Genomic DNA, 6,803 nt, shown 5'->3' with positions numbered 1-6,803 from the left:
GCAATTAAAGATAGTACCTAGAAAGCAAACTTTAGGATTTTTTGCAACCGTTGTTTCATGAAAATTAAGCAACAAACCATTAACAATAAACAATAAACGATATAATGATTCCTGCACAATTCAACGCTAAAGAAGTAGAACAAAAGTGGTACGACTACTGGATGAAAAACGATTATTTTACATCCAAACCCGACCACAGAACGCCGTACACCATTGTAATTCCGCCACCAAACGTAACAGGAGTTTTACACATGGGACACATGTTGAATAACACCATTCAAGATGTATTAATTCGTCGTGCGCGTTTAAAAGGGTTCAATGCTTGTTGGGTGCCAGGAACGGATCATGCCTCAATTGCAACCGAAGCTAAAGTAGTAGCCAAGTTAAAAGAAGAAGGTATCAATAAAAACGATTTAACACGCGAAGAATTCCTAAAACACGCTTGGGATTGGACCGAAAAATACGGAGGAACCATCTTAGAGCAATTAAAACAATTAGGATGTTCTTGCGATTGGAGTCGAACCAAGTTTACTATGGATGACGATATGTCAGCATCGGTAATTCATTCATTTGTAGATTTATATAACAAAGGACTGATTTATCGCGGTTACCGAATGGTAAACTGGGATCCAGAAGCTAAAACTACGTTATCAGACGAAGAAGTAATCTTCGAAGAACGTCAAGGAAAATTATACTTCATCAAATACAAAATCGAAGGTTCGGAAGATTTCTTAACCGTTGCCACTACACGTCCTGAAACAATTTTTGGAGATACTGCAATTTGTATCAATCCAAATGACGAACGTTTTTCGCATTTAAAAGGGAAGAAAGCAATCGTTCCAATTTGCGGTAGAGTAGTGCCAATTATCGAAGATGAATATGTAGATGTAGAATTCGGTACAGGATGTTTAAAAGTAACGCCTGCTCACGATACCAACGATAAAGTTTTAGGAGATAAACACAATTTAGAAATCATCGATATTTTCAACGAAGATGCGACTTTGAATTCATACGGATTGCATTACCAAGGAAAAGATAGATTCGTTGTTCGTGAAGAAATTGCGAAAGAATTAGAAACTATCGGAGCGTTAGCTAAAACCGAAACGCATTTGAATAAAGTAGGAACTTCTGAAAGAACCAAAGCGGTAATCGAACCAAGATTATCCGACCAATGGTTCTTAAAAATGGAAGATTTAGTAAAACCTGCTATCAAAGCCGTTTTAGAATCAGACGAAATCAAATTATATCCAAGTCGTTTTAACAATACCTATGCGCATTGGTTAAACAACATTCGCGACTGGAATATTTCACGTCAATTGTGGTGGGGACAACAAATTCCAGCTTACTATTTTGGTGATGGAAAAGAAGATTTCGTAGTAGCAGAAAACATCGAAAAAGCCCTTGAGCTTGCGAAAGAAAAAACTGCCAACTCAACACTGACCACTGCTGACTTACGTCAGGACGCTGACGCATTAGACACTTGGTTCTCTTCATGGTTATGGCCAATGGCAGTTTTTGGAGGCGTTTTAAATCCAGAAAGTGAAGATTTTAAATATTATTATCCTACCAATGATTTAGTTACGGGACCCGATATTTTATTCTTCTGGGTAGCGCGTATGATTATTGCAGGTTACGAGTATGCAGGCGAAAAACCATTTTCAAATGTATATTTAACCGGATTAGTTCGTGATAAGCAAGGTCGTAAAATGTCGAAATCTTTAGGAAATTCTCCTGAACCGCTTGGACTAATTGAAAAATTTGGAGCTGACGGAGTTCGTGTAGGATTGTTATTGAGTGCTTCGGCAGGAAATGATATTTTATTCGATGAAGAATTATGTAATCAAGGAAAAGGTTTCTCTAACAAAATTTGGAATGCTTTCAAACTAATCAAAGGTTGGGAAGTAGCGGATATTGCACAACCAGAATCGTCTAAAGTAGCGATTGAATGGTACGAAGCGAAGTTGCAACAAACCTTAGCCGAAATCGAAGATAATTTTGATAAATACCGTTTATCAGATGCCTTAATGGCGATTTACAAATTGGTTTGGGACGATTTTTGTTCTTGGTTCTTAGAAATGATTAAACCAGGTTACCAACAACCTATCGACCGCAAAACGTTTGAAAAAGCAATTGAAATGTTAGAAAACAACTTGAAATTGTTACATCCGTTCATGCCGTTTTTAACAGAGGAAATTTGGCATCATATTGCAGAAAGAACGCCAGAACAAGCGTTAATCGTTTCAGAATGGCCAAAAGCGAAAGCGTTTGATGCAAAATTAATTGCTGATTTTGATTTCGCAACGGAAGTAATTTCTGGAATTAGAACCATTCGTAAAGACAAAAACATTCCGTTTAAAGATGCGATGGAATTAAAAGTGGTGAACAATGAAAAAGCGTCAACGTATTTTGATTCCGTAATTCAGAAGTTAGGAAATATTACGACTTTAGAATACGTTTCAGATAAAGTAGATGGCGCATTATCGTATCGTGTGAAATCGAATGAATATTTTATTCCAATTACAGGAAACATCGATGTGGAAGCAGAAATTGCCAAATTAACCGAAGAGTTAAACTACATCAAAGGGTTCTTACGCTCGGTACAAGGGAAATTGTCTAACGAGAAATTCGTAGCCGGAGCACCCGAACAAGTAATTGCCAACGAACGCAAAAAAGAAGCCGACGCTTTAGCAAAAATTGCGACTTTAGAACAAAGTTTAGCGAGTTTGAAATAGATTTTATACAAACCTGACTGGTTTTAAATAGTAAATCCCAAGTGTGAGCTTGGGATTTACTATTTAAAGTTATATATATATTAAAATTTTGATTTTAGTGTTCAGTGGATTTACTAAGTTTAATAATCGGTATGTTAAGTGTAATAATATAGGGTAAAGCTTATAATAATATTACTAATATTTAATTTAGTTAAACCAGTCTGTTTATTAAATAGATTAAATATATTTTAAAAGTTCTTTAACAAGTCTGAAAACAGTTGTTGATGATTCTTCTTTAGCTGGATTAGTGTTATCTAATTGTTCGTAAATACGTTCAGCTCTTCGTATTGCAAGTTCTATACGCTTAACATTAGTTTTTTCATCAATACCATCAAGTAAATCAAAAAAATCTTCACTTATTTTCTTACTTTTTGTTCCATCATAAGTAATCTTAAATGGTTTTAACAAATTGTTTATTTTTTCATTATAATTATCTCTATGCATTCCGCTACCCTGATGATCATCAAAATGAAGAATAAGCCAATATTCAAATGCTTGATTTGAATATGCTACTCCAAATTTATTTGCCTCAGCTATTAAGATTGCATTATTAAAATCATTTTCATTAAAGTCATCTTTGTCAAAAACACACCATACCTGATCATATTTACCTTGATTAGCAAGTTGTATTGCGCGATTTACCAAAGAAGTAGTGTTGTAACCTTCACCGATAGGTTTAACCGTGGCAGATGACAATCTAAACTGATTGAAGTATGTTGGTTCAGTATTTTCACCTTCACAAACAATTAAAATTGTTGGTTTTTCAATTAATTTAGGAGTGGCTCTTTCAAAATTTGGTTCAGTTCTTCTATTTGCTTTTAATTGAGCCCTATGTTTTTGTTTTGCCGCTAATTGTTCATTTTTTTTATTTTTCATTTTCATGATACGACAAAATATTATTTAAATTTTCAAAAAAGCCTAAATAAGGAACTGCACCATATTTTCCTCGAATGTAATTTTCCTCGAATGATTCTGTTTTTCTAACCTCGTCTGATTTAAAATCTGAAAGTGAGTAAAGCTTCGCTTCACCAAATTTATTTTTATCAGTAAACCAAATCTGATCTCGTCTAAAAAGACCTGAGCTTAGAAGATTGGTGTCATGAGTATTGAAAATTAATTGAGCATTCTTTTTATTTAATTTTCTAGAATTAAATAATGAAACAATTTTGCATACTAAATTGGGGTGGAGTTTTGAATCAAGTTCATCTACCACTAGAATATGACCATTCTCAATTACATCTAAAATTGGACCAGTTAACGCGAAAAACTTTCTCGTCCCTGAAGATTCATCATCTTCAAGAGAAAGAATCACATTGTCAATAGGTTTCATTTTTGAATCATATTTTTTATGTGTTGTTAATACATCTGAAATAAACTCTGCCTTTTTTTCATTAACTTCTTTAATAATTTTATCTTTAATTTCTTTAGGCATATCTTTAGGTAATTTGTCAATATCTAACCTTTGAAGATTGATATCTTGAATGCCTAAATCTGCAGCTTTAAGTAAATCTAAAATTTTTGATTTATAAGTTAAATCTTCTGTTTTTCCCATTGTAAACCCTTGGTAACTTGTTTCGTTTAAACCTGAAATTACTTTAAGCTTTTTAAACCAATCAATAACACTAATTGCGGTTTTATCATTAAATTGAGCTGCAACCGAAATTAAAAGAGCATTATCTCTAACAAGTCCTTCTTTAACAACAGTTTTGCCTTTTGAAAAACTTCTCTCGTGAGTGTCGAATTTATTGTTTTCTCTATAGAAAAGTTCAATTTCTTTTGTTTTAGGTTTGTAAAACAACCATTCAGAAATTACTTTTTCTTTGGTTGCTTCAAACCCATAACGATAGAGAATATTATCTTTAATAAAAATCACCTCAAATTCAGATGGTTCATTTTCAGTTTCAATATTCAGTTTAAAAGGTTTAACATCAATTTCGTCTCCCTTTTGTCCTTCTTTTGAACTGTTTATTACATATTGTTTCATAAAAGTAATCGCTTCAAGTAGCTTACTTTTACCACTTGCGTTAGATCCATAAATTACTACACTTTTAAGAAGACGTAATCCAAATTTTTCATCATAGTATACATTGTCATTCTCTCTAGTATCTTTATCATAATTAGACGCAATAAGACTTAAACTAGTCTTTTCTTTGAAAGTTCTGAAGTTCTTAATTGAAAATTGCAGAAGCATAATTGTTGTATTAAAAATAAATTTGGTACAAAAGTAAAAAAATATTTTCTATAAAATGTAAAATAAAACAGTTTTTCGAAACAATTATACCGAAAGTTGATTTTATTTTACTTTATACTCTTAACTTAATAATTTTATGCGAAGCTATTAGACTAGTATCATATACTTTTTTAATAGTACTCTAAAGTTTTACATATTATAATTTTTAGATGGAATAAAAAATTCTTCAAATCATAAAACACTTATTAGCTTAACTAACAACTTATAAACAAAAAAAATCCCGAGCCTAAACTCGGGATTCCTAATTTTTAATGTTCTTTAATTTTTTCTAAAGTCGTATCTAAAACACGTTGCATTTTTTCTAAAGCTTCATAAAACGCTTTTTCTGGGCTATCGGCTGTTGCGGTAACGGCTATGGGTTGTTTTTTTTCTACTCGCGCTTCAATAACACATTTTTTATCGTTTGGAGTGGATTTATTTCCATTTTCGTCAGAGACGTGTACTTCTATTCGGGTTACGATTTCGTCAAATCTTGCTAATTCATTTTTAATTTCGTTACTAAAGAATTCTGAAAAACGGCTTCCGCCTTCAATGTTTTTGTCGGTGTGAATTTGAACTAACATAGTTATAAGGATTATAATTAATAATACCTAAAGTTACGAATATTCGCTCAAATTTCCAACTTCCTAAAAGTTAAAAAAGCTATAAATTAATCTTGCGTATATTCTAAAATATCGCCCGGCTGACAATCCAACACTTTGCAAATGGCTTCTAGCGTACTGAAACGTATGGCTTTTGCCTTTCCGGTTTTTAAAATAGATAAATTAGCCAACGTAATATCCACCTTTTCCGAAAGTTCGTTGAGCGACATTTTTCGTTTCGCCATCATCACATCTAAGTTTACTACTATCGCCATAATTTATACTGTTAATTCGTTTTCTTCCTGAAGTTCGAAACCGCGTTTGAAAATTTGAGCAATCACCAAAAGCGTAATTCCCATAAACAACCAAACATCGCCCCCCGCAATTTTTAAATGCTGAATCGACGGAATCGTAACGCCTTGTTGTACCATGTTCTCAGAAAAATTAGTTCCCCAAATAGCAAAAATCGCAATTCCCAACGTTAAATACGCCACGCTAAAAATAAAACGATTGACATCTTTATTAAAGGGTTGGGCCAAATTAAGTTTTTTATCGTGAATGATTTTGATAATCAAATAAAACAGTATGGCTTTTAAAACCGCTACGATACTCATTAACGAAGTTAACGTCACAAAATGACTTTGGTTAAATTGATACAACGAAGACAAATCGATATGGTTCCAAAAATACGATGAACCTACGGGGTTTATAAATATGGTGTAAAAGGTGTTAAATAAAAAACCACCAGCATCAATTCCTAACCCAATAAAAATTATCCAAGCCAATACATATAGTACATTAAGCATCTGTTGCGCACTAATTTTAATTTCCATAGAAGTAAATATTAAAAGTTAACGATGCAAATGTCAATAAAAATTTATTGAAAAACAATAAAAATATACTTTTTTTTGATAAATAACAATAATATGTTTTAGGACAATTGTAAAATAATGCATAAAAAAAATCTCGAGATATACTCGAGATTTTAAATTTTAAAATACTATTTGCACTTTTCTAATTCTTCAGCAAATTGTAATATGCTTTCAATATTGTTTCTAAATTCTTTTTTCTCCACCCTTGCCAATAAATTAGGACAACCGGTGGCTAATTCTTCAAAACGTTTTTTAGGAGACATCATCCAAGAAGCACTAGCATTAGATTTTCCTTCAGATTCATTCGCTTTTTTAATAATGATTTCTC

7 protein-coding genes are annotated in these 6,803 nt (G+C 32.4%); 1 reads left to right on the top strand and 6 read right to left on the bottom strand.

The window, feature by feature from the left end; translation table 11 throughout:
- Positions 1 to 101 precede the first annotated feature (101 nt).
- A complete protein-coding gene (locus B4I81_RS04525; protein ID WP_291108176.1) occupies positions 102 to 2,732 on the top strand; it encodes a valine--tRNA ligase in 2,631 nt (876 codons plus the stop codon).
- Positions 2,733 to 2,948: 216 nt separating this feature from the next.
- Here the strand turns inward: B4I81_RS04525 and B4I81_RS04520 are convergent, their stop codons facing one another.
- The 6 genes from B4I81_RS04520 to B4I81_RS04495 form a co-directional block, all read right to left on the bottom strand.
- Positions 2,949 to 3,647: an RloB family protein gene (locus B4I81_RS04520; protein ID WP_291108174.1), complete on the bottom strand. Its 699-nt coding sequence runs from the start codon at positions 3,645 to 3,647 to the stop codon at positions 2,949 to 2,951.
- On the bottom strand, positions 3,637 to 4,962 hold the full coding sequence (locus B4I81_RS04515) for an AAA family ATPase (RefSeq protein ID WP_291108172.1): 1,326 nt from the start codon (positions 4,960 to 4,962) through the stop codon (positions 3,637 to 3,639). Before B4I81_RS04515 ends, B4I81_RS04520 begins: the two co-directional genes overlap by 11 nt.
- 308 nt (positions 4,963 to 5,270) lie before the next feature.
- Complete coding sequence (locus B4I81_RS04510) at positions 5,271 to 5,585, bottom strand: HPF/RaiA family ribosome-associated protein (RefSeq protein ID WP_291108170.1); 315 nt, start codon at positions 5,583 to 5,585, stop codon at positions 5,271 to 5,273.
- Positions 5,586 to 5,671: 86 nt separating this feature from the next.
- On the bottom strand, positions 5,672 to 5,878 hold the full coding sequence (locus tag B4I81_RS04505; RefSeq protein ID WP_111565455.1) for a helix-turn-helix domain-containing protein: 207 nt from the start codon (positions 5,876 to 5,878) through the stop codon (positions 5,672 to 5,674).
- Positions 5,879 to 5,881: 3 nt separating this feature from the next.
- A complete protein-coding gene (locus B4I81_RS04500; protein WP_291108168.1) occupies positions 5,882 to 6,436 on the bottom strand; it encodes a DUF2975 domain-containing protein in 555 nt (184 codons plus the stop codon).
- A 167-nt stretch (positions 6,437 to 6,603) separates the two neighbouring features.
- On the bottom strand, positions 6,604 to 6,803 hold a 200-nt coding region (locus B4I81_RS04495), incomplete at its 5' end, for a hypothetical protein (protein WP_291108166.1).

Origin of the sequence: Flavobacterium sp. UBA6195 (assembly GCF_002422095.1) — a bacterium.
GTDB lineage: Bacteria > Bacteroidota > Bacteroidia > Flavobacteriales > Flavobacteriaceae > Flavobacterium.
Note: the sequence above shows the minus strand (reverse complement) of the source record. Positions and strands in the feature narration are given on the sequence as shown.